We start from the raw sequence: 20,695 nt of genomic DNA, 5'->3' as shown, positions 1-20,695 counted from the left end.
TCCACAGTTACCCACGTTAGCCGACATTAAGTCACTAAATTGAGCAAAACGGACAGGCTTTCGCTCAATGCTAGTCGAATCCTCAACGAGGTCTACCCCTCGGCCGGATCTCTCCCCCGAACGGCCCCATCGCCGGGCGGGACCACCGTACCGCGCCGTCCGGCGGGATGGCTGACGCACTTTCGGATCCGGCCGGAATGCGGTAGTGCGGCGCGGCCCCCTGCGCCCGACTGCGAACCTTCCCGACAGGAACGCCCCGCCGCCCGGACGGGGCGGCGGGGCGGGCAGGTCAGCTCGCTGACGAGGCGTCAGCCCTCCAGACGGACGACCATCTTGCCGGTGTTGACGCCGCGCAGCAGGTCGAGGAAGGCCTCGGCGGCGTTCTCGAAGCCGTCCACCACGGTCTCCTCGTGGCGCAGTTCGCCGGACTTCAGCCAGCCGGCCACCTCGGCGACGAACTGCGGCTGAAGCGCGGCGTGGTCGGCGACCAGCATGCCCTCCAGGCGCAGCCGCTTGCCGATGGCGAGCGCGAGGTTGCGCGGGGCGGCGGGCGCGCTGGTCTCGTTGTACTGGGCGATCGCTCCGCAGAGCACCGCGCGGCCGTGCACGCCGAGGGCGCCGATCGCGGCCTCCAGGTGGTCGCCGCCGACGTTGTCGAAGTAGAGGTCGATGCCGTCCGGGGCGGCCTCGGCGAGCTGCTCGCGGACCGGGGCGTCCTTGTAGTTGAAGGCCGCGTCGAAGCCGTACTCGTCGACGAGCTTGGCGACCTTGTCCGCCGAGCCGGCCGAACCGACCACCAGGGAGGCGCCCTTGAGCCGGGCGATCTGGCCGACCATCGATCCGACCGCGCCGGCCGCGCCGGAGACGAAGACCTTGTCGCCCTCCTTGAGGCCGCCGACGGCGAGCAGGCCGGCGTAGGCGGTCAGGCCGGTCATCCCGAGCACGCCGAGGTAGGCGGACAGCGGGGCGGCGGCCGGGTCGACCTTGACCGCGTGCTTGGCGTCCAGGGTCGCGTACTCGCGCCAGCCGAGCCCGTGCAGCACGGCGTCGCCGGGGGCGAAGCCCTCGGCCTCCGAGGCCACCACGTAGCCGACCGCGCCGCCGTCCATGGGCTTGCCGAGCTGGAACGGCGGGACGTACGAGGGGACGTCGTTCATCCGGCCGCGCATGTACGGGTCCACCGAGAGGTAGGCGTTGCGGACCAGGATCTCGCCCGGGCCCGGGGTTCGGACCGGGGCCTCGACCAGGGCGAAGTCGGTGGGCACCGGCCAGCCCTGCGGACGGGCGCCGAGGTGCCATTCACGGGCGGTGGCGGGGACGGCCTGCTCTGCCATGGCGCTGCTCCTTGCGGTTCAGGTGCATGAAAGGTTGAGAAACTTAAGTAACGATGGACATGAAAGGTTCACCTTGTCAACTTTTCAGGTAGACTCTGGACCATGGACACCCAGCCGGCCCCGGACGCCACGCCGCAGTCCGACGAGATCACCCGCGAGGTCGTCGACCTGATGGCCAACCTGGTCGCGCTCTTCCACCGCGAGTACGAGGAGGCCGCCGCCGCCCGCTCGCTCACCGGGGCCCAGGCCAAGGTCCTCGCCCTGCTGCGGCGCGGACCGATGCCGATGCGCCAGATCGCCCAGACGCTCAGCTGCGAACCGTCCAACATCACCGGCATCGTCGACCGGCTGGAGTCCCGCGGCTTCGTCACCCGCGAGGCCGACCGGCAGGACCGCCGGGTCAAGCTGGTCGCCGCCACCGACACCGGCGCGGCCGCCTCCGAGGAGCTGCGCGAGTCGCTGAACTTCGCCCGCGAGCCGCTGGCCGCGCTCGGCCAGGGCGAGCGGACGGTCCTGCGCGACCTGCTCCAGCGGATGCTCATGGGCGCCTCCGGCCCCGGGGCGTGACCAGCATCACAGGCCTCCGAAGCGATCCGTTCGCCCATCGGGGGTAACCGAACGGCCTTCCGGAACGTCTAACGTTCGAACATCGAACGCGAGACACCTGAAACGGGGGGCACGGAGGATGAGCACCAGCACGCGCCGGCGCCGCTACCTGCGGACCGCCATCGGCCTGGCCGCCGTGCTGGTGCTGTCGGTGGTGGGAGCCGGCGCCTGGTTCTACCACCGGCTGGACAACAACATCACCACCTTCGATGCGGGCGGCGTCGCCACCGAGCGCCCGCCCGCGCCGGTCCCGGCCACCCCCGGTGCCCAGGTGCCGGTCAACGTGCTGCTGCTCGGCTCCGACACCCGCGACGACGGCAACGACTCGCTGGGCGGCGGCGGCGAGGGGGTCGGCCACTCGGACACCGCGATCGTGGTGCACGTCTACGCCGACCACAAGCACGCCGTCGGCGTCTCCGTCCCCCGCGACACCCTGGTCACCATCCCGTCCTGCAAGCTGCAGAACGGGACCTGGACGACCCCGAAGAACGACCAGATGTTCAACTCCGCCTTCACCCTGGGCGAGTACCCCAAGGGCAACCCCGCCTGCACCCAGAACACCGTGGAGAAGCTCACCGGGCTGCGGATCGACCACACCGTGGTGGTCGACTTCAAGGGCGCGGCCGCGATGGCCGACGCGGTGGGCGGCGTGGAGGCCTGCGTGCCCAACGACGTCAACCAGTACGGCATCCACCTCAAGAAGGGCCTGCAGAAGCTCTCCGGGCAGTCCGCGGTGGACTACCTCCGAGCGCGCCACGGCATCGGCGACAACTCCGACATAGGCCGGATGAAGCGCCAGCAGGCCTTCCTCTCCTCGATGATCAAGAAGGTCCAGAGCCAGGGCTTCTCGCTGCCCACCCTGCTGCCGCTGGCCGACGCCGCCACCAAGTCGCTCACCGTGGACGAGGGGCTCGGCACCGCGATGAAGCTGGTGGACTTCGCCCGCTCGGTCCAGGACATCAAGCTCTCCGACATCACCTTCGTCACCGCGCCCTGGCGCTTCGCCGGCGACCGCGTGCGGCTGGTCCAGCCGGACGCCGACGCCCTCTGGAAGCTGCTGCGCGAGGACCGCACCCTGGACGGGCAGAGCACCGCCGGGACGGGCCAGGTCACCTCCTCCCCCACCGCCGACCCGGGCGCCCCCACCGGCGCCGGCACCCCGCTGGCGCCCGAGCAGGCCGCGGCCCCGATCACCGTGGTGAACGGGGTCGGCACCGCCGGCCTGGCGGGCTCCGGCGCGGAGACGCTCAAGGCGCGCGGCTTCACCAACGTCGCCCTCGGCGCCAACGAGCCGGGGCACCCGACCTCCCGGATCGGCTACGACCCCGCGCTGAAGGCCGCCGCCGACCAGGTGGTGGCCCTCTTCCCCGGCGCCCAGGCGGTGGAGGAGCCCGGCTCGGGCACGATCACCGTCACCCTCGGCGCCGACTACCGCGCGGCGGGCACCCGGATCGACTCGGTCTCCGCCCCCAGCCCCGCACCCGGCGCCACCCCCGACGCAGCGGCCACCCCCGGCACCCCGCCCGGCACCCCGTCGCCCGGTGTCCCGACCGGCATAGCGGAGAACACCCGCAACGCCGACACCGATCCCTGCGCCAACCTGACCTTCGGCTGAGCTGCCAGGGCCTGCCCTAGGGCCAATGCCAGTGACTTAGGTTGTGTCCGCTCTGGTGATCGTGATGGTTGCGGGGGTTGGTGGTGGCCAGTCGTGCTGTTGGGCGCGTTTGAGGGGCCAGTTGGACATCTTGCGTTTGATGACGCGGGGGCAGGTCCGTTGACGGCGCGGGGGTAGGAGGCGTTCGGTGATCTCAGCCAGGGTGCGGTTCAGCGCCCTGGTGAGTCTGCCGGGGGGAAAGCGCCGCCTGGGCGGGGACCTGGCGGCGCACGACCCGCAGACTGCGGGTGAAGGACAAGCGGTCGGGGTCCACGCCCTCATGCAGGGCGGCTTGGTGCATGAGTTGTCGGATGGCGTGGTGGACGAGCAGGAGGCCGTAGACCTCCTGCTCGACGCCCCACGGGTACTTCGAGCGCAGGACGAGTTTGGGTCCGCGCTGGTGGGTCTTGATCTCGTCCAGGGTGGTCTCGATCTCCCAGCGCTGGACGTAGAGCGCGGCCAACTCGGCGGCCGGTGCCTCCTCGGGGTCGAGGAGAGTGGTGATCAGGCGGTAGACGGTGCCATCACCGGTGGAGGCGAGGGTGTATTCGACGACCCGGACGGTCACCGGGTTGCGGCGACTCCTTCTGTCCGGTTCGGCGTGCACCGTGCTGAGGTACGAGCCGTCGCTGAGCACGCGCACGACGGGCAGGTTCGCGCTCTTGCGCACGCGCCACAGCAGGTCCGCGCCGGTGGCCCGTGCGTGCTGCCACAGCTCGAAGCCGTAGAAGCCCCGGTCGGCCAGCAGCAGCATCCCCTCGCGAAGCCGGTCGAACAGCTGCCGGGACAGGGACTGCTCGCTCGCCGACAGCGGACCGGTGACGGCGGCGAACACCGCGTGGGTGCCGCACTCGGCCAGCCCCACCACCCTGGCCTGCGGGAACGCGCTCGCTCCGCGTCCCGACACATGGCGGCCGAAGAAGGCGTCGTTGGCCTCGGTGTCCGCCAGGTCCAGCGTGGTGCCGTCCACCGCGACCAGGCGCCAGCGCCGGTACCAGGCCCCCGCTGTCCCGGGCACCGCCATCGGCCGACACACCCGCGCGAACAGCAACCGCAACGGCTCTGGACCCAGCCGCCGACGGGCCCGGCCGATCGCGGCGGTCGTGGGCACCCGCCACGACCGCCGCCCGTCCCCGAGCCCCTCGCCCAGCACCCGGGCGACCTCTTCATAGCCCTGCCCGAAGAACAGGCACATCGCCAGCACGAAGTACACGACCACCCGCGCCGGCAACAACCGGCTGCGTTTCTCGCCCCGCCCGGTCTCCGCGATCACCTCATCCACCAGACCCGGCGGAAACGCCCGGGTCAACACCCCGATCGCGATCCGGTCCGACAACCGCTCACCCGCAGGCGACTTGACCTGTCCCACCCTCGCCACACCACAACCAACGAGACAGGGACACCAAAGTCACTGGCATTGGCCCTAGGGCCTGTCCGGCGGATCTTGTCGGATCAGCGCGCGGCTCCCCCAGCCTTCGGCCGGGAGGTACCCCCACTTCGCGCCCGTCTGGGCGTGCGCCCGAATCGCCCTCGTACTGGGTGTACTTGGACGATTCGGGCGTGCGTCCAGGCGGGATGATCCGGCGTCGTGCGCCCGGCAAGATCCGCCGGACAGGCCCTAACGGGTGGCCGGGTGGGGATCCGGCACCCCGGTGACCACGGCGGTGAGGCGGGTGCCGCGCGGGAAGGCGCCCGCCGTCGCCAGGTCGGCCAGCGCGGCGAGCAGCTTGGCGACGTAACGGCGCTCCAGCGGGACGCCGTGGCGGTGCTCGAACCGCTCGGCGAAGCCGGCCAGCCCGGCCGGGACCTTCCCGTAGCCGCCGCCGTGGTGCCCGTGGTCGATCCGCCAGTTGCCGAACTCGCGCCCGTAGGCAGCCCGGTGGAGCCGGGCCACCTCCGCCTCCAGGTACCCCTCGCCGCCGCGCAGCACGGCCACCCCGAGCGCCCGCGCGCCCGGCGGCAGGCCCGCCGCGATGCCGGCCAGGGTGCCACCGGTGCCGACCGGGCAGCAGACCACGTCGCGCTCGCCCAGGTCCGGTAGTTCCGCCGGGATCGCGGCCGCGCCGACCGCGGCCAGGGCGTTGGAGCCGCCCTCCGGGAGCACCAGGCAGGGCCCCCAGCGGCGCTGCACGTCCCCGTCCGTACCGTGGTCGCCGCCGGCCCGGCCGGTGGCCTCCCGGTAGGCGGCCCGGGTCAGGAACTCCAGCCGCATCCCGGCCGCCTCGGCGGCCCGCAGCGACCAGTTGCGCGGCCGGTCGGCCAGTTCCTCGCCGCGGACCAGCCCGACGCTCTCCAGCCCCAGCGCCCCGGCGGCGGCCGCGACGGCCCGCAGGTGGGTCGAGTACGCCCCGCCGAAGGTCAGCAGCCGGGTGTGGCCCTGTTCGACGGCGGCGGCCAGGTTGGGCGCCAGCTTGCGCCACTTGTTGCCGGGGACGGTCGGGTGCAGCAGGTCGTCCCGCTTCAGCCGCAGCTGCACCCCGGCCCGGGCGAACACCTCGTCGGTGCAGTCCGTCAGCGGGGTGGGCAGCAGGGCGGGTTCGAGCATCCGGCCAGCTTACGGGTCGTGCACGGCCGCAAACGGCCGCGAGCCCGGCCACCGGGGAGGCGGCCGGGCTCGCAGGGAGGGGGCGGCTCAGCCCCCGGCCGAGCCGTCGGAGCGCTTGGCGTTGACGGCCCGGCGCAGCGCCCGCGGGACGGGGCCGGCGGCCGGGGCCAGCTTGTCGATCCGGGCGCGGAACTCGCGCCGTCGGCGCCAGGTCAGGACCGTCCCCAGCTGGGCCGCGTCGACCAGGGCGACCAGGGCGGCATCCGCCGGGTCGATCCGGCTGAACGGGCCGGTCAGCGCCGAACCGACCGAAGCCACCAGCGACTTGCGCAGCCCGGGCTCCCGCAGGGTGACCCGGTCGCACGGGAACAGTCCGAGCACCCGGCGCTGCTCGATCCGGATCCGGCCGGCCGCCGCCAGGCCGTCCCGGACCACGCGGGCGGCGCGGGCCGTCGGGCCGCGCCTGCGGCCGATCCAGCTCTGCCAGCTGTGCCGCCGCTCCTGCCGGATCTGTTCCAGCAGCGCGGCGGTGAGCGGGTCGAGGCCGTCGGTCGGGCCACCGTCGACGGCGGCCGGGTGGCGGCCGTCCTCGCGGATCAGTCCGCGCCGCAGGAGTTCGGCGAGCGCCGCCGCGCGGACCACCAGGTCGAGCCGGTCGGTGGCGGTGACTCGCTCGCGGTGCGGGTCGTAGGCGAGCAGGTACAGCTTCTCGGGGAGGGTGGCGGGCTGGTCCATGTCGGTCTCCGAAGGGGTCCTCGTGTGCCCGGGCCGCCGGTCAGCTCTCTGCGGAGCCGCCGTCCTCCGGGCTCTCCTTGGGCGGGCGTCCGCGCCGGGGAAGCCGGGTCGCGCCGCTGGGCATCCGGCCCGCGTCGCCGAGGGCGCGGCGGAGCAGGAACTCGATCTGCGCGTTGGTGCTGCGCAGTTCGTCCGCGGCCCACCTGGCGAGTGCGTCGTGAACTGAAGGGTCCAGTCGCAACAGGATCTTCTTCCGTTCCGTCGCCACTGCCGCGCCTTACTGGTAGAGGGAGCCCGTGTTGACGACGGGCTGGGTGCCGCGGTCGCCGCAGAGCACCACCAGGAGGTTGCTGACCATGGCGGCCTTGCGCTCCTCGTCCAGCTCCACCACGTCGCGCTCGGCGAGGCGGTCCAGCGCCTCCTCGACCATACCGACGGCGCCCTCGACGATCAGCCTGCGCGCCGCGACCACGGCCCCGGCCTGCTGGCGCTGGAGCATCACCTGGGCGACCTCCGGCGCGTAGGCGAGCCTGGTGATCCGGGACTCGACGACCCGCACGCCGGCCGAGGCGACCCGTTCGGCGATCTCGGCGGAGAGCTTGCGGGCGATCTCGTCCGCGCCGTCGCGCAGCGACAACTGGCCCTCGTGGTGGGCGTCGTACGGGTAGCTGCTGGCGATGTGCCGGACGGCCGTCTCGGTCTGGATGGCGACGAAGTCGGTGTAGTCGTCGACCTCGAAGACCGCCATCGCGGTGTCCTCGACCTGCCAGACCACCACGGCGGCCATCTCGATCGGGTTGCCGTCGGCGTCGTTGACCTTGGTGGTCTCGGTCTCGTGGTTGCGGATCCGGGTGGAGATCCGGCGGCGGCTGGTGAACGGGTTCAGCCAGGTCAGGCCCTCGGCCCGGATGGTGCCGCGGTAGCGCCCGAGCAGCTGGACGACCCGGGCCTCACCGGGCGACACCACCGTCAGCCCGCAGAGCAGCAGCAGCGAGGTCAGCAGCAGCACCGGCCCGAGGATCACCAGGGTGGTGCCCACCCCCTTGTTCCCGCCCGCCAGTTGGACCGCGCCGGAGATGACCGACCCGACCCCCGCGGCCAGGCCGAACAGCGAACCGAACAGCACGGGCAGCCCGGCAGCGCCGGTGATGATCCGTTCGGTGATCCCGGGGACCGGGAGGTCCAGGGCAGAGCCGTCCGTGACGGCGTGACGCGGTGTGGCCATGGGGCCGACTCCTTCGGCGAGTGTTCGCTTCCGACAGCAAAGTGATATCACTTTTTTCGCGCACTGCACCAGGGGTGGGTGGACGGTCGGGGAAGGACGGACACCAGGGAACACGGGGACACCGGGGAGGCCGGCCACAAGCGGGTGAATCCCGGCGTGCCGCACGGGGGGAGGAGAGGGCCGCGCCCTAGACTCTGCGTCGTCGCAGGCGGCGGAGCTCCGGTTCGGAGGCCTGCCCGCGGACGGTCGGCGACGGTCGTCGCCATCGAGGAAGTGGGGCGGGTGGGACTCGAACCCACGACCAAGGGATTATGAGTCCCCTGCTCTAACCGGCTGAGCTACCGCCCCGGTTCGCCGCGCGCGCCGGTCCTCGGCCACGGCAGCAGCAGACGGCCCCAGCGAGGCCGTCCCGGGCAGCATAGCCGGTCGATCACCCGTGGTGCGCGCCGGGGGCGCACCTGGGTGCGGGAGGGCGCACGCCTCTCCGGCCGGCGCAGCCCGGCTGGCGGCCGACCCCCCGCCCGGGGGAGCCTGGGCGGATGACGATACGTAGGGCGGCGGCGACGTTGGCGGCCGGGCTGGCGGTGCTGCTGCCGGCCGTGACGGGCTGCACCACCTCGGCGGGGCCCGGCGGGGGCGTGCCGACGGTCACCTCGGCGCCGGCCACGGCCTCCTCGGGCAGCAGCCACGGCTGGAACAGGCAGCGGTTCAAGGGCGCCGCCGGCCGGGCCACCGGGGTCACCCGCACCGCCAAACCCACCGTCCTCAACGGCCTAGTCGGCGCGGTCTTCACCCGCAACGCCGACGGCGACCACTTCTGCACCGCCAGCGTGGTCGACAGCGCCGGGCTCAACCTCATCGTGACCGCCGCCCACTGCGTCTGGGACCCGAAACTCGGCCGGCGCAGCGACCTGGTCTTCGTCCCCGGCTACCGGGACGGCGACACCCCCAGCGGCGTCTGGCCGCTGCTGGCCGTCACCGTGGACGACGCCTGGAAGGACCACGCCGACCCGGACGTGGACGTCGCCTTCGCCGTCGTCCAGGCCCAGAACGCGCAACAGGTCCAGCAGGTGCTCGGCGCCAACCGACTGGGCGTCAACCAGGGCTACCGGCTCCCGGTGCGGGTCACCGGCTACCCGGGCAGCAGCGACGTCCCGATCACCTGCGTCAACACCACCTCCCAGCAGAGCCCCACCCAGCTGCGGATCGACTGCCCCGACTACACCGGCGGCACCAGCGGCAGCCCCTGGGTCACCGACTTCGACCCGGCGACCAGGACCGGCACCGTGGTCGGCGTGATCGGCGGCTACCAGGAGGGCGGCAACAGCCCGGACACCTCGTACAGCAGCTACTTCGGCGACCGCGTCCAGGCCCTCTACGACCGCGCCACCGGCTGACCGGGAAGGGCCTGGGCACCCGGTGGTGGCGCCGCCGGGCGGCGCCTGGTAGATCTTCCTCACGAACGGCGGAACGCACCGGACCGGTACCCGCCCCGAGGAACGAGACGGAGCCCCGATGGCCCCCCGCCCGGCACGGCCCGCGCGCAGGCTGCGAACGGCCGCGCTGGCCGTCCTGCTGCTCGCCGCCGGCACCGCGTGCGGCGGGCAGCAGGGCGGGGCGCCCACCGCCGAGGTCGCCGGGCAGAGCCCCGCCCGGGACCGGGTCGGCACCCTCTCCCTCCACACCGCGCAGGGCCCCCGGGCCTGCACCGCGAGCGTGGTGCAGAGCCCCCGGCGCAACCTGCTGGTCACCGCGGCGCACTGCGTGCAGACCCGCCGGATCGGCCTGCTGGACGGCCTGGTGTTCACCCCGGGCTACCGCAACGGGGCCACCCCGTACGGGACCTGGCCGGTGCAGGCGGTCACGATCGACCCGCGCTGGGCGGCCGGCGACGACCCCGAGTACGACGTGGCGTTCGTCACGGTCGGCCCGGTCGACGGCCGGCAGGTCGAGGACGCCGTCGGCGGCAACCCGATCGGCACCGGCCAGGGCTTCGGCCTGCCGGTCTCGGTGACCGGCTACCCGAACGAGAGCGACGAGCCGATCACCTGCGCCGTCCGCACCAGGTCGCAGAGCCCCACCCAGGAGCGCTTCGACTGCGGCGGCTACACCGACGGCACCAGCGGCAGCCCGTGGGTGACCGAGAAGGGCGCGGTGGTCGGCGTGATCGGCGGCTACCAGGAGGGCGGCAGCACCCCCGGCACCTCGTACAGCGTCACCTTCGACCAGCGGGTCGCCGACCTCTACCGCAAGGCCACCACCTGACCCGCGGCCTCGGCCCCGGGGGCCCGGCCCCTCGACGTGACGTACGCGACACCGTGCGGGGACAAACCGTGCCGGAACAACACGAAGGCCCCCCGGTCTACCGAGGGGCCTTCGCTCTGAGCAGTCACCGGGCAGGCCCGGCGCAGCTCCCGCAATTGGACTCGAACCAATAACCTGCCGATTAACAGTCGGCTGCTCTGCCAATTGAGCTATGCGGGATCGCGGCACTCGACTTCCGTACCACGGACGGGAAGACGGCCCAGGAAGGGCCTCGTCCCGAGCTCCCCCAATTGGACTCGAACCAATAACCTGCCGATTAACAGTCGGCTGCTCTGCCAATTGAGCTATGGGGGATCGGCTTCCGCCCCGGCCCCCGGTTTCCCGGGCTCCGCGGCGCTCGCTGCGGGACATACATTAGCGCACTCGGGGGGGTGGTCCGCCAATCGCTTTCCGCAGTCGCCCCGGCCCTGCCGCCCGGCGTGCCCGGCGCGCGCCCGCCACCGCACCCGGGGATGCTGGGAGCGCGGATGGTTCGCCGTCCCGACGGACGGGTAGGGCAATGCGGCAGAAGGCCGCCAGGAGAGGGTGGATCCGATCATGTGGAAGCTGTCGTTGGCCGCAGGCTTCGCGGCCGGCTACGTCCTGGGCTCGCGGGCCGGGCGCCGGCGCTACGAACAGATCGCCAAGGTCACCCGGCAGATCGCCCAGAGCCCCGCGGTGCAGAGCGCGACCGACCGGGCGCGGCAGCAGGCCGGCGCGGTGGCCGGGAAGGCTGCGGGCGCGGTCGCGGACCGGGTCGGCGACCGGCTGCCGTCCGCCGTCACCGACCGGGTGCCGTACCTCAACCGCACCCGGCCCGAGGACGACGGCTGGGGTACCGTCCGCCCGTGACCGGGCGGTGACGCGACGGTGAACCGGAACCCGACCGAGGGTCGCGAACCGGCAACGGCTCACCCGGCCCGGACGCGTCCCGGGCCGGGCTGAGGCATGATCTCGACATGGCCATCGTCGCGGGGATAGACAGCTCGACCAGCCGTACCCGGATCGTCGCTTGCGACGCGGACACCGGCGCCGTCCTGCGCTCCGGCAAGGCCCCGCACCCCGTCCCCGAGGACCAGGACCTGCGCCCCGGCGAGGCCGACCCGCAGGTCTGGCTGCACTCGCTCGGCGACGCCGCGGCCGGCGGCCTGCTGGAGGGCGTCCGGGCGATCGGCGTCAGCGCCCAGCAGCACGGCATGATCGGCCTGGACGCGGGCGGGGTGCTCGTCCGCCCGGCGATCCTGTGGAACGACCCGCGCTCCAGCGGCGCCGCCGCCAAGCTGCTGGACGCCCTCGGCGGCCCGGCCGCCTGGACCGCGGCGATCGGCGCGGTGCCCGCCGCCACGTACACCATCGCCAAGCTGCGCTGGCTGGCCGAGTTCGAGCCGGCCAACGCCCGCCGGGTCGCCGAGGTGCTGCTGCCGCACGACTGGCTGGTCTGGCAGCTGCTCGGCCACCCCAAGCGCCGCACCACCGACCGCGGCGACGCCTCCGGCACCGGCTACTGGTCCCCGATCACCGGCGAGTACCGCCAGGACCTGGTCGAGCTGGCGCTCGGCCACGAACTCCGGCTGCCCGACGTCCTTCCCCCGGCCGAACCCGCCGGGCACACCCCCGAGGGCCTGCTGATCTCGGCCGGCACCGGCGACAACATGGCCGCCGCGCTGGGCCTGGGCCTCGGACCGGGCGACGCGGTGGTCTCGCTCGGCAGCGCCGGGACGATCTTCGCGGTGCACGAGCAGGCCGTGGTGGACGCCTCCGGCCTGGTCTCCTCCTTCGCCGACGCCAGCGGCCGCCACCTGCCGATGGTCGCCACCCTCAACGCCGCCCAGGTGCTGCGCTCCACCGCCGCGATGCTCGGCCAGGACCTGGACGGCCTCAGTGACCTCGCCCTGCACTCCTCCCCCGGCGCGTACGGGCTGGTCCTGCTGCCGTACCTGGACGGCGAGCGCACCCCCGCGCTGCCGCACGCGGCCGGCACCCTGACCGGCCTCCGGGCCGAGGCGATGACCCCTCAGCACCTGGCCCGGGCCGCCGTCGAGGGCATGCTGTGCAACATCGCGGACGCGCTGGACGTGCTGCGCGCCCAAGGCGTGGAGGTGAAGCGGGTGTTCCTGCTCGGCACGGCCGGGCGGCTGCCCGCCGTCCGGCACATCGCCCCGATGCTGTTCGGCGTCCCGGTCGTGGTGCCGCCGCCGGGCGCGCACGCCGCCCGCGGGGCCGCCCGGCAGGCCGCCTGGGCGCTGGCCGGCACCCCGGAGCCGCCCGAGTGGGAGCTGCCGGACGCCGAGACCGTCGAGCCCGACGGCGAGCAGGACCTGGCGATCGGCTCGGCGGTGCGCATGCAGTACCGGGCCGCCCGGGACCAGATCCACCCGGAGGCCGCGGGTTAGGGCCTGCCTGCGGCGGGCTGTGAAGATGCGTCACCCGGCGCCCGATGGCAGCGTGGGACGGGACGCGGCCGGACGGGACACCGCCGGGCGTGACACGGCCACCGACGCGAAGGGCGGCAGGACGCCATGGCGCTGCACAAGGGGGCGGGCGACGACCGCCGGCTGAGCATCGGACCGTTCGCGGCCACCGCCGATCCGCTGGGCGCGATGAGGCTGGCCCCGCCGCTGCACCGGCTCGCCGAGGGCCCGGTGGCGGCCGAGACCGCCTACCAGCTGATCCACGACGAGCTGATGCTGGACGGCAACGCCAAGCTCAACCTCGCCACCTTCGTCACCACGTCGATGGAGACGCAGGCCACCCGGCTGATGACCGAGTGCCTCGACAAGAACATGATCGACAAGGACGAGTACCCGCAGACCGCCGAACTGGAGCGGCGCTGCGTGGCGATCCTCGCCGACCTCTGGCACGCCCCCGACCCGGACAGCGCGGTCGGCTGCTCCACCACCGGCTCCAGTGAGGCCTGCATGCTCGCCGGCATGGCGCTCAAGCGCCGCTGGACGCACCGCAACGCCGAACGCTACGCGGCCGGGGCCCGGCCCAACCTGGTGATGGGCGTCAACGTGCAGGTGTGCTGGGAGAAGTTCTGCAACTTCTGGGAGATCGAGGCGCGCACCGCGCCGATGGAGGGCGAGCGCTTCCACCTCGACGCCGAACGGGCGGTCGCCCTGTGCGACGAGAACACCATCGGCGTGGTCGGCATCCTCGGCTCCACCTTCGACGGTTCGTACGAGCCGATCGCGGAGATCTGCGCGGCCCTGGACGCGTTCCAGGAGCGCACCGGGATCGACGTCCCGGTGCACGTCGACGGCGCCTCCGGCGGCATGGTGGCACCCTTCCTCGACCCCGGGCTGGTCTGGGACTTCCGGCTCCCCCGGGTCGCCTCGATCAACACCTCCGGCCACAAGTACGGCCTGGTCTACCCGGGCGTCGGCTGGGCGCTGTGGCGCGACCGGACGGCACTGCCGGAGGAGCTGGTCTTCAAGGTCAACTACCTCGGCGGCGAGATGCCGACCTTCGCGCTCAACTTCTCCCGGCCCGGCGCGGAGGTCATCGCCCAGTACTACGTCCTGCTGCGGCTCGGCCGGGACGGCTTCCGGGCCGTCCAGGGCGCCTGCCGCGAGGTCGCCGGCTACCTGGCCGGGGAGATCGGGAAGCTGGACTGCTTCCGGCTGCTGACCCGCGGCGACGAGGTGCCGGTGTTCGCCTTCACCACCGACGGGGACGTCCCCTTCGACGTGTTCGACGTCTCCCGGCGGCTGCGCGAACGCGGCTGGCAGGTGCCCGCGTACACCTTCCCGGCCAACCGGCAGGACCTGTCGGTGCTCCGGGTGGTCTGCCGCAACGGCTTCTCCCGGGACCTCGCCGACCTGCTGCTGGCCGACCTCCAGCGGCTGCTGCCGGAGCTGCGGCGCCAGCCCGTCCCGCTCAAGGAGCTCGGGGTGCCGGCCCGGTCGGGCTTCCACCACTGAGGGCCGTACGACCGTACGAGGCGCTTCGGTCCCGGTGGGAGGGCACGGTCACGCGCCCTCCCACCGGGCGTCCCGGACGGTCGGGGCAGCCTCCCCCCGCGAGGCTGCCCCGACCGGTGGGGGAATCCGGGATCCGCTGTCGGACCCGGCGACGGCTGACCGGCCGGTTGTCCGAACGAAGCGGCCGGGCGACGGAACGCACCGGCCAGGGAACTCTGCCCGACGAACCGGTGACCGGTCGATGGTTCGCCGGGGTTGTGAGACACTTCCGTCCGTCTCAACGCCATGACCTGGGGTTTGGGACGCCAAGCCGCTGAGGTTGGAGAAGGGGGAGACGCCGAACGGCCCGGGCCGGACCCCCACCCGCCCGCCCCGTCCCCCGTCCCCCTTCGTGACTTTGGAGCGCCGCATTGGGTTCCGCCTGGAAGCAGCTGCCCGAGGAGCTGTCCGAGCCCGCCCGACGCCTGGCGGAGGAGCTCCGGGCCCTCAAGGACGCCGCCGGCCTGTCGCTGTCCGAGCTGGCCACGCGCACGCACTACAGCCGGGCCTCCTGGGAGCGCTGGCTGAACGGCAAGCGGGTGGTCACCGAGCAGGCGCTGGAGGCGCTGATCGGGGCGGTGGACTGCGACGCCCCTGAGCTGCGCCGGCTGTGGCGGCAGGCGGTGGAGCCGACCGAGCGGGAGGCTCCGGCTGCGGTGGCTGAGGCCGCCGACACACCCGCGGAGCCCACGGCGGAAGAGGCCCCGGTCGAGGAGCCGGCCGTCGAGGAGCCCGCCGTCGAGGAGCCGGTGACCGTGGCCGTCGAGGAGCCCGCCGGACCCGCCCGCGCGACCTGGTGGCGCCGCCCGGCGGCGCTGGTCGCGCTTGCGGCGGTACTGGCGCTGCTGCTGGTGCTGGTCGGGCTGCGGATCTCGCGGCACGACGAGCAGGCCTCGGCGGCCGACGAACCCTCCCCGAGCCCCGCCGTCACCACCGCGGCCAAGCCCGCCCCGGGCGCCCCGGCCTGCCAGGCCGTCGGCTGCGCGCACAAGGACCCCAAGACCACCGGCTGCGGCAAGGACGCCCGGACGCTGCAGACCCAGGTGGTCGGCAAGGTGGTCGTCTACCTCCGGTACAGCCAGACCTGCCGGGCCGCCTGGGCGGCGATCACCGAGGGCCAGCCGAAGGACTACGCGACGATCACCGACGGCAACGGTGACAGCGAGACGGCGCTGATCCACTACGGCTACGACAACTACTCGCCGATGCTGAGCGCGGCGGACCCGGCCGTCACCTTCCAGGTCTGCGGATACCAGCCGGCCGGGCACGACTGCACGGCGGTCGTCTCCGACCTGGCCTCGGTGGTGGCCTCCACCCCGATCCCGATCGGCCCCGCCTCGCCGCCGCCGGGCACGGGCGCCGGAGCGGCGGCGGCCACCCCTGATCCGACGGAGACCCCGGCGGCCGCACCGACGGAGACGCCGACGGCCGCCGCGACCGACTCGCCCGGGCCGTCCTAGGGCTCCGGCGTCCTAGGGCCAATGCCAGTGACTTTGGTGTCCCTGTCTCGTTGGTTGTGGTGTGGCGAGGGTGGGACAGGTCAAGTCGCCTGCGGGTGAGCGGTTGTCGGACCGGATCGCGATCGGGGTGTTGACCCGGGCGTTTCCGCCGGGTCTGGTGGATGAGGTGATCGCGGAGACCGGGCGGGGCGAGAAACGCAGCCGGTTGTTGCCGGCGCGGGTGGTCGTGTACTTCGTGCTGGCGATGTGCCTGTTCTTCGGGCAGGGCTATGAAGAGGTCGCCCGGGTGCTGGGCGAGGGGCTCGGGGACGGGCGGCGGTCGTGGCGGGTGCCCACGACCGCCGCGATCGGCCGGGCCCGTCGGCGGCTGGGTCCAGAGCCGTTGCGGTTGCTGTTCGCGCGGGTGTGTCGGCCGATGGCGGTGCCCGGGACAGCGGGGGCCTGGTACCGGCGCTGGCGCCTGGTCGCGGTGGACGGCACCACGCTGGACCTGGCGGACACCGAGGCCAACGACGCCTTCTTCGGCCGCCATGTGTCGGGACGCGGAGCGAGCGCGTTCCCGCAGGCCAGGGTGGTGGGGCTGGCCGAGTGCGGCACCCACGCGGTGTTCGCCGCCGTCACCGGTCCGCTGTCGGCGAGCGAGCAGTCCCTGTCCCGGCAGCTGTTCGACCGGCTTCGCGAGGGGATGCTGCTGCTGGCCGACCGGGGCTTCTACGGCTTCGAGCTGTGGCAGCACGCACGGGCCACCGGCGCGGACCTGCTGTGGCGCGTGCGCAAGAGCGCGAACCTGCCCGTCGTGCGCGTGCTCAGCGACGGCTCGTACCTCAGCACGGTGCACGCCGAACCGGACAGAAGGAGTCGCCGCAACCCGGTGACCGTCCGGGTCGTCGAATACACCCTCGCCTCCACCGGTGATGGCACCGTCTACCGCCTGATCACCACTCTCCTCGACCCCGAGGAGGCACCGGCCGCCGAGTTGGCCGCGCTCTACGTCCAGCGCTGGGAGATCGAGACCACCCTGGACGAGATCAAGACCCACCAGCGCGGACCCAAACTCGTCCTGCGCTCGAAGTACCCGTGGGGCGTCGAGCAGGAGGTCTACGGCCTCCTGCTCGTCCACCACGCCATCCGACAACTCATGCACCAAGCCGCCCTGCATGAGGGCGTGGACCCCGACCGCTTGTCCTTCACCCGCAGTCTGCGGGTCGTGCGCCGCCAGGTCCCCGCCCAGGCGGCGCTTTCCCCCCGGCAGACTCACCAGGGCGCTGAACCGCACCCTGGCTGAGATCACCGAACGCCTCCTACCCCCGCGCCGTCAACGGACCTGCCCCCGCGTCATCAAACGCAAGATGTCCAACTGGCCCCTCAAACGCGCCCAACAGCACGACTGGCCACCACCAACCCCCGCAACCATCACGATCACCAGAGCGGACACAACCTAAGTCACTGGCATTGGTCCTAGGGCCTGTCCGGCGGATCTTGCCGGGCGCACGACGCCGGATCATCCCGCCTGGACGCACGCCCGAATCGTCCAAGTACACCCAGTACGAGGGCGATTCGGGCGCACGCCCAGACGGGCGCGAAGTGGGGGTACCTCCCGGCCGAAGGCTGGGGGAGCCGCGCGCTGATCCGACAAGATCCGCCGGACAGGCCCTAGTCGAGGTAGCCGCGCAGCTGCTCGGCGAAGGCGTGGTCGCGGAGTTTGACCAGCGTCTTGGACTCGATCTGCCGGATCCGCTCCCGCGTCACGCCGAACACCGCGCCGATTTCCTCCAGCGTGCGCGGGCGGCCGTCGTCCAGCCCGTAGCGGAGCTGGACGACCTGGCGCTCGCGCTCGCCCAGGGTGGCCAGCACCGCGTCGAGGTGCCGGCGCAACAGCAGGAAGGTCACGGACTCGGCGGGCGAGGCGGCGTCGGCGTCCTCGATCAGGTCGCCGAACGCGACGTCGTCCTCCTCGCCGACCGGGGTGTGCAGCGAGATCGGCTCCTGGGCGAGCCGGAGCAACTCCCGCACCCGCTCCGCGGTCAGCTCCAGGGCGGCGGCGATCTCGGCCGTCGTCGGTTCCACGCCCCGCTCCTGCAGCAGGCCCCGCTGGACCCGGACCACCCGGTTGATCAGCTCGACCACGTGCACCGGCACCCGGATCGTCCGGGCCTGATCGGCCAGCGCCCGGCTCATCGCCTGCCGGATCCACCAGGTCGCGTACGTGGAGAACTTGTAGCCGCGGGTGTAGTCGAACTTCTCGACCGCCCGGATCAGCCCGAGGTTGCCCTCCTGGATGAGGTCCAGCAGGGTCAGCCCGCGGCCGATGTAGCGCTTGGCGACGGAGACGACGAGGCGCAGGTTGGCCTCGATCAGCCGGCGCTTGGCGATCCGGCCGCGCACCACCAGGGTGTCCAGGTCCCCGGCCAGTGGGTCGGACGGCGGCGGCTGACCGTTCAGCCGTTCCTCGGCGAACAGGCCGGCCTCGACCCGGCGGGCCAGTTCGACCTCCTCTGCGGCGGTGAGCAGCCGGATCCGGCCGATCTCGCGCAGGTACTGGCGCAGCAGGTCGGCGGCCGGTCCGCCGTTCTCGACCGGCCCGCGGCGCTCGTCCCCGGCGTCGACGTCGATGTCACCGTCGACCTCGGGGCCGGCGTCGGAGTCGGCTACAGCTTCGGCCTCGGCTTCGGTCTCGGCATCGACGGCGGGGTCGCTCTCCTGGTCCCCGTCCGGTGCGGCGGGGTTCGCTCTCGTCCTGGTGGCGGTCGCTCTGGTGGTCGCTGCGGCGAGGCCTTGCTCCACGGGCATCCCCTCAAGGGCGGGCGCGACTCTGGCGGACCCGCGCTGTTCGGAGGTGGGACGCCCTCCAGTGTGCGGTACGCCACACTCCGTGGCCGAGACTCGTGCGCCGACTTTCTGCGCCGCCGTTCTCAGAGCGCCGCGGCGCCCCGGCTGCGCAGCTGCTGCCCGTACTGCTGGAGCTGCCACAACTCGGTCTGCACCGCGTGCAGCTGCTCGGCATCGGCCCGGGGGCCGAGCCGCTGGAGGTAGCCGCGGACTTCGGTGACCCGCCGGTCGACGGCCAGCAGGCGCAGCTTGACCAGGAACTCCCCCGCGTAGACGGCGTCCGCCTTGCGGCGCGAGCGCACCGGCTCGACGGTCAGCTCGGTGACCAGCGAGCGCACCCGGTCGTCCGGGGAGGCCTCGCGCACCGCGCTGGTGAAGTCCGGCAGCGTCGCCCCGTACGCGGCGCCGCCGGCCTTGGCGATGGCCTGGCGGACAGCGGCGTACGGCGGGGTCGGGAACTCGTCCTCGCCGTAGTGGTCGAAGGCCGGGCTGACCAGGTCCGGGTGCTGCAGCGCCAGTTTGAGCAGCTCGCGCTCGACGAACTGGGCCGGGTCGCGCGGGTTGAGCCGGAAGGCGGGCTGCGCCGGGCGGGCCGGCTGGACCGGCTCGGGGCGGCGCTGGGCGGCGGCGCCGCGCGGGTTCTGCTGGCGTTCGCGGTCCCAGCGGGCCAGCTGGGAGATCCGGCGGACGACGAACTGCTCGTCCAGGATGCCGAGCATGCCGGCCAGGCGGACGGCGTACTCGTGCTGGATCGAGCGGTCCTTGATCTTGGCGACGATCGGGGCCGCCTCCTCCAGGGCCGCCGAACGTCCCTCCGGGGTGTCCACCCGGTGCCGGGCCACCACCGAGGTCAGCGCGAACTCGAACAGCGGGACGGGGTTGTCGATCAGCTGCTTGACCGCCTCGTCGCCCTGGGCCAGGCGAAGGTCGCACGGGTCCATGCCGCCCGGGCTGACCGCGATGGAGGTCTTGGCGGCGAACTTCTGGTCGTCCTCGAAGGCCCGCAGCGCGGCCTTCTGCCCGGCCGCGTCGCCGTCGAAGGTGAAGACCGTCTCGCCCCGGTACTGGGAGGTGTCCATCAGCAGCCGGCGGATGATCTTGATGTGGTCCTCGGCGAAGGCGGTGCCGCAGGTGGCCACCGCCGAGGTGACCCCGGCCAGGTGGCAGGCCATCACGTCGGTGTAGCCCTCGACCACCACCGCACGGCCCGACTTGGCGATCTCCTTCTTCGCCAGGTCGATGCCGTACAGCACGTGGGACTTCTTGTAGATCGGCGTCTCGGGGGTGTTCAGGTACTTCGGCCCGTTGTCGTCCTCGCGCAGGCGGCGGGCGCCGAAGCCGACCACCTCGCCCGCGATGTCCCGGATCGGCCAGACCAGCCGGCCCCGGAAGCGGTCGATCAGGCCGCCGCGCTGGCCCTGCGAGGCCAGGCCGCCGAGCAGGATCTCCTTGTCGGTGAAGCCCTTGCCGCGCAGGAAGCGGACCAGGTGCTCCCAGCCGGCCGGGGCGTAGCCGACACCGAAGGCCTTCGCGGCCTCCTCGTCGAAGCCGCGCTCGGCCAGGAAGCGGCGGCCGATCTCCGCCTCCGCCGAGGCCAGCTGCTCCTGGTAGTAGGCGGCGGCGACCTTGTGCGCCTCGACCAGGCGGGTGCGCTCGCCCTGCTGGTGGCGGGGGCTGTAGCCGCCCTCCTCGTAGCGCAGGGTAATGCCCGCCTGGGCGGCCATCCGCTCGACGGCCTCGGCGAAGGTGAAGTGCTCGATCTTCATCAGGAAGGCGATGGTGTCGCCGTTCTCCTGGCAGCCGAAGCAGTGGAAGACGCCCTTGGCGGGGTTGACGTAGAAGGAGGCGGACTTCTCGTCGTGGAAGGGACAGACGCCCTTGTACTCGCCGCCGCCACCGTTGGTCAGCTGTACGTAGTCGCCGACCACCGCATCGATCGGCAGTGCGCTGCGCACCGCCTGTACGTCTTCGTCCCTGATCCGCCCGGCCACCCCGGAAGTCTACTGGGGCGGCCGGGGTTTCCGGCCGGGTGCGTCCGGGC

17 protein-coding genes and 3 tRNA genes are annotated in these 20,695 nt (G+C 73.0%); 9 read left to right on the top strand and 11 right to left on the bottom strand.

All coding sequences use genetic code 11. The features are described 5' to 3' along the window. Positions 1-308: 308 nt before the first annotated feature. Positions 309-1,334: an NADP-dependent oxidoreductase gene (locus CRP52_RS22605; RefSeq protein WP_097238045.1), complete on the bottom strand. Its 1,026-nt coding sequence runs from the start codon at positions 1,332-1,334 to the stop codon at positions 309-311. 102 nt (positions 1,335-1,436) lie between these two features. On the opposite strand from CRP52_RS22605, the gene CRP52_RS22600 reads away from it, so the two are divergent. Together CRP52_RS22600 and CRP52_RS22595 are read left to right on the top strand one after the other, a co-directional pair. Next, positions 1,437-1,901, top strand: coding sequence for a MarR family winged helix-turn-helix transcriptional regulator (locus CRP52_RS22600; RefSeq protein WP_097238044.1), 465 nt, complete (start codon positions 1,437-1,439; stop codon positions 1,899-1,901). A gap of 118 nt (positions 1,902-2,019) precedes the next feature. Then, positions 2,020-3,555 carry an LCP family protein gene (locus CRP52_RS22595; RefSeq protein WP_097238043.1) on the top strand — a complete coding sequence of 512 codons (1,536 nt, stop codon included), beginning with the start codon at positions 2,020-2,022 and terminating at the stop codon, positions 3,553-3,555. Positions 3,556-3,748: 193 nt separating this feature from the next. Here CRP52_RS22595 and CRP52_RS22590 read toward each other — a convergent pair whose 3' ends face one another. From CRP52_RS22590 to CRP52_RS22565, 6 genes are all read right to left on the bottom strand, one after another. Continuing rightward, positions 3,749-4,972, bottom strand: a complete 1,224-nt coding sequence (locus CRP52_RS22590; RefSeq protein ID WP_097234600.1) for an IS4 family transposase — start codon at positions 4,970-4,972, stop codon at positions 3,749-3,751. 240 nt (positions 4,973-5,212) lie between these two features. Continuing rightward, on the bottom strand, positions 5,213-6,139 hold the full coding sequence (locus tag CRP52_RS22585; RefSeq protein WP_097238042.1) for a pyridoxal-phosphate dependent enzyme: 927 nt from the start codon (positions 6,137-6,139) through the stop codon (positions 5,213-5,215). 87 nt (positions 6,140-6,226) lie between these two features. Continuing rightward, a complete protein-coding gene (locus CRP52_RS22580; RefSeq protein WP_097238041.1) occupies positions 6,227-6,874 on the bottom strand; it encodes a GOLPH3/VPS74 family protein in 648 nt (215 codons plus the stop codon). Positions 6,875-6,914: 40 nt separating this feature from the next. Continuing rightward, a complete protein-coding gene (locus CRP52_RS22575; RefSeq protein WP_097238040.1) occupies positions 6,915-7,142 on the bottom strand; it encodes a hypothetical protein in 228 nt (75 codons plus the stop codon). Positions 7,143-7,151: 9 nt separating this feature from the next. Further along, entirely contained in the window at positions 7,152-8,099 is a 948-nt protein-coding gene (locus tag CRP52_RS22570; RefSeq protein ID WP_097238039.1) for an SPFH domain-containing protein, read from the bottom strand. Positions 8,100-8,373: 274 nt separating this feature from the next. Continuing rightward, a tRNA-Ile gene (locus CRP52_RS22565) sits at positions 8,374-8,447 on the bottom strand. Between the two features lie 191 nt (positions 8,448-8,638). Here CRP52_RS22565 and CRP52_RS22560 point away from each other — a divergent pair. Both CRP52_RS22560 and CRP52_RS22555 read left to right on the top strand, forming a co-directional pair. Further along, on the top strand, positions 8,639-9,496 hold the full coding sequence (locus tag CRP52_RS22560; protein ID WP_097238038.1) for a trypsin-like serine peptidase: 858 nt from the start codon (positions 8,639-8,641) through the stop codon (positions 9,494-9,496). Between the two features lie 118 nt (positions 9,497-9,614). Further along, on the top strand, positions 9,615-10,364 hold the full coding sequence (locus CRP52_RS22555; RefSeq protein WP_097238037.1) for a trypsin-like serine peptidase: 750 nt from the start codon (positions 9,615-9,617) through the stop codon (positions 10,362-10,364). Positions 10,365-10,510: 146 nt separating this feature from the next. On the opposite strand, the gene CRP52_RS22550 is transcribed toward CRP52_RS22555, so the two are convergent. Both CRP52_RS22550 and CRP52_RS22545 read right to left on the bottom strand, forming a co-directional pair. After that, positions 10,511-10,583, bottom strand: a tRNA-Asn gene (locus tag CRP52_RS22550). Between the two features lie 62 nt (positions 10,584-10,645). Beyond that, positions 10,646-10,718, bottom strand: a tRNA-Asn gene (locus CRP52_RS22545). Between the two features lie 243 nt (positions 10,719-10,961). On the opposite strand from CRP52_RS22545, the gene CRP52_RS22540 reads away from it, so the two are divergent. From CRP52_RS22540 to CRP52_RS22520, 5 genes are all read left to right on the top strand, one after another. Beyond that, positions 10,962-11,255 (top strand): hypothetical protein, encoded by a 294-nt coding sequence (locus CRP52_RS22540; RefSeq protein ID WP_373560568.1) that lies wholly within the window; start codon positions 10,962-10,964, stop codon positions 11,253-11,255. 107 nt (positions 11,256-11,362) lie between these two features. Next, positions 11,363-12,796 (top strand): FGGY family carbohydrate kinase, encoded by a 1,434-nt coding sequence (locus CRP52_RS22535; RefSeq protein ID WP_097238036.1) that lies wholly within the window; start codon positions 11,363-11,365, stop codon positions 12,794-12,796. Between the two features lie 126 nt (positions 12,797-12,922). Continuing rightward, positions 12,923-14,326, top strand: coding sequence for a glutamate decarboxylase (locus tag CRP52_RS22530; protein ID WP_097238035.1), 1,404 nt, complete (start codon positions 12,923-12,925; stop codon positions 14,324-14,326). A gap of 410 nt (positions 14,327-14,736) precedes the next feature. Beyond that, positions 14,737-15,825: a helix-turn-helix domain-containing protein gene (locus tag CRP52_RS22525; protein ID WP_097238034.1), complete on the top strand. Its 1,089-nt coding sequence runs from the start codon at positions 14,737-14,739 to the stop codon at positions 15,823-15,825. A 61-nt stretch (positions 15,826-15,886) separates the two neighbouring features. Beyond that, positions 15,887-17,110: an IS4 family transposase gene (locus CRP52_RS22520; RefSeq protein WP_097234600.1), complete on the top strand. Its 1,224-nt coding sequence runs from the start codon at positions 15,887-15,889 to the stop codon at positions 17,108-17,110. Positions 17,111-17,478: 368 nt separating this feature from the next. Here CRP52_RS22520 and CRP52_RS22515 read toward each other — a convergent pair whose 3' ends face one another. Next, positions 17,479-18,615 carry an RNA polymerase sigma factor gene (locus CRP52_RS22515; protein ID WP_097238033.1) on the bottom strand — a complete coding sequence of 379 codons (1,137 nt, stop codon included), beginning with the start codon at positions 18,613-18,615 and terminating at the stop codon, positions 17,479-17,481. Positions 18,616-18,737: 122 nt separating this feature from the next. Then, entirely contained in the window at positions 18,738-20,645 is a 1,908-nt protein-coding gene (dnaG, locus tag CRP52_RS22510) for a DNA primase (RefSeq protein WP_097238032.1), read from the bottom strand. Positions 20,646-20,695 lie beyond the last annotated feature (50 nt).

The sequence above is a fragment of the Streptomyces sp. 1331.2 genome (assembly GCF_900199205.1).
Lineage (GTDB): Bacteria > Actinomycetota > Actinomycetes > Streptomycetales > Streptomycetaceae > Kitasatospora.
Note: the sequence above shows the minus strand (reverse complement) of the source record. Positions and strands in the feature narration are given on the sequence as shown.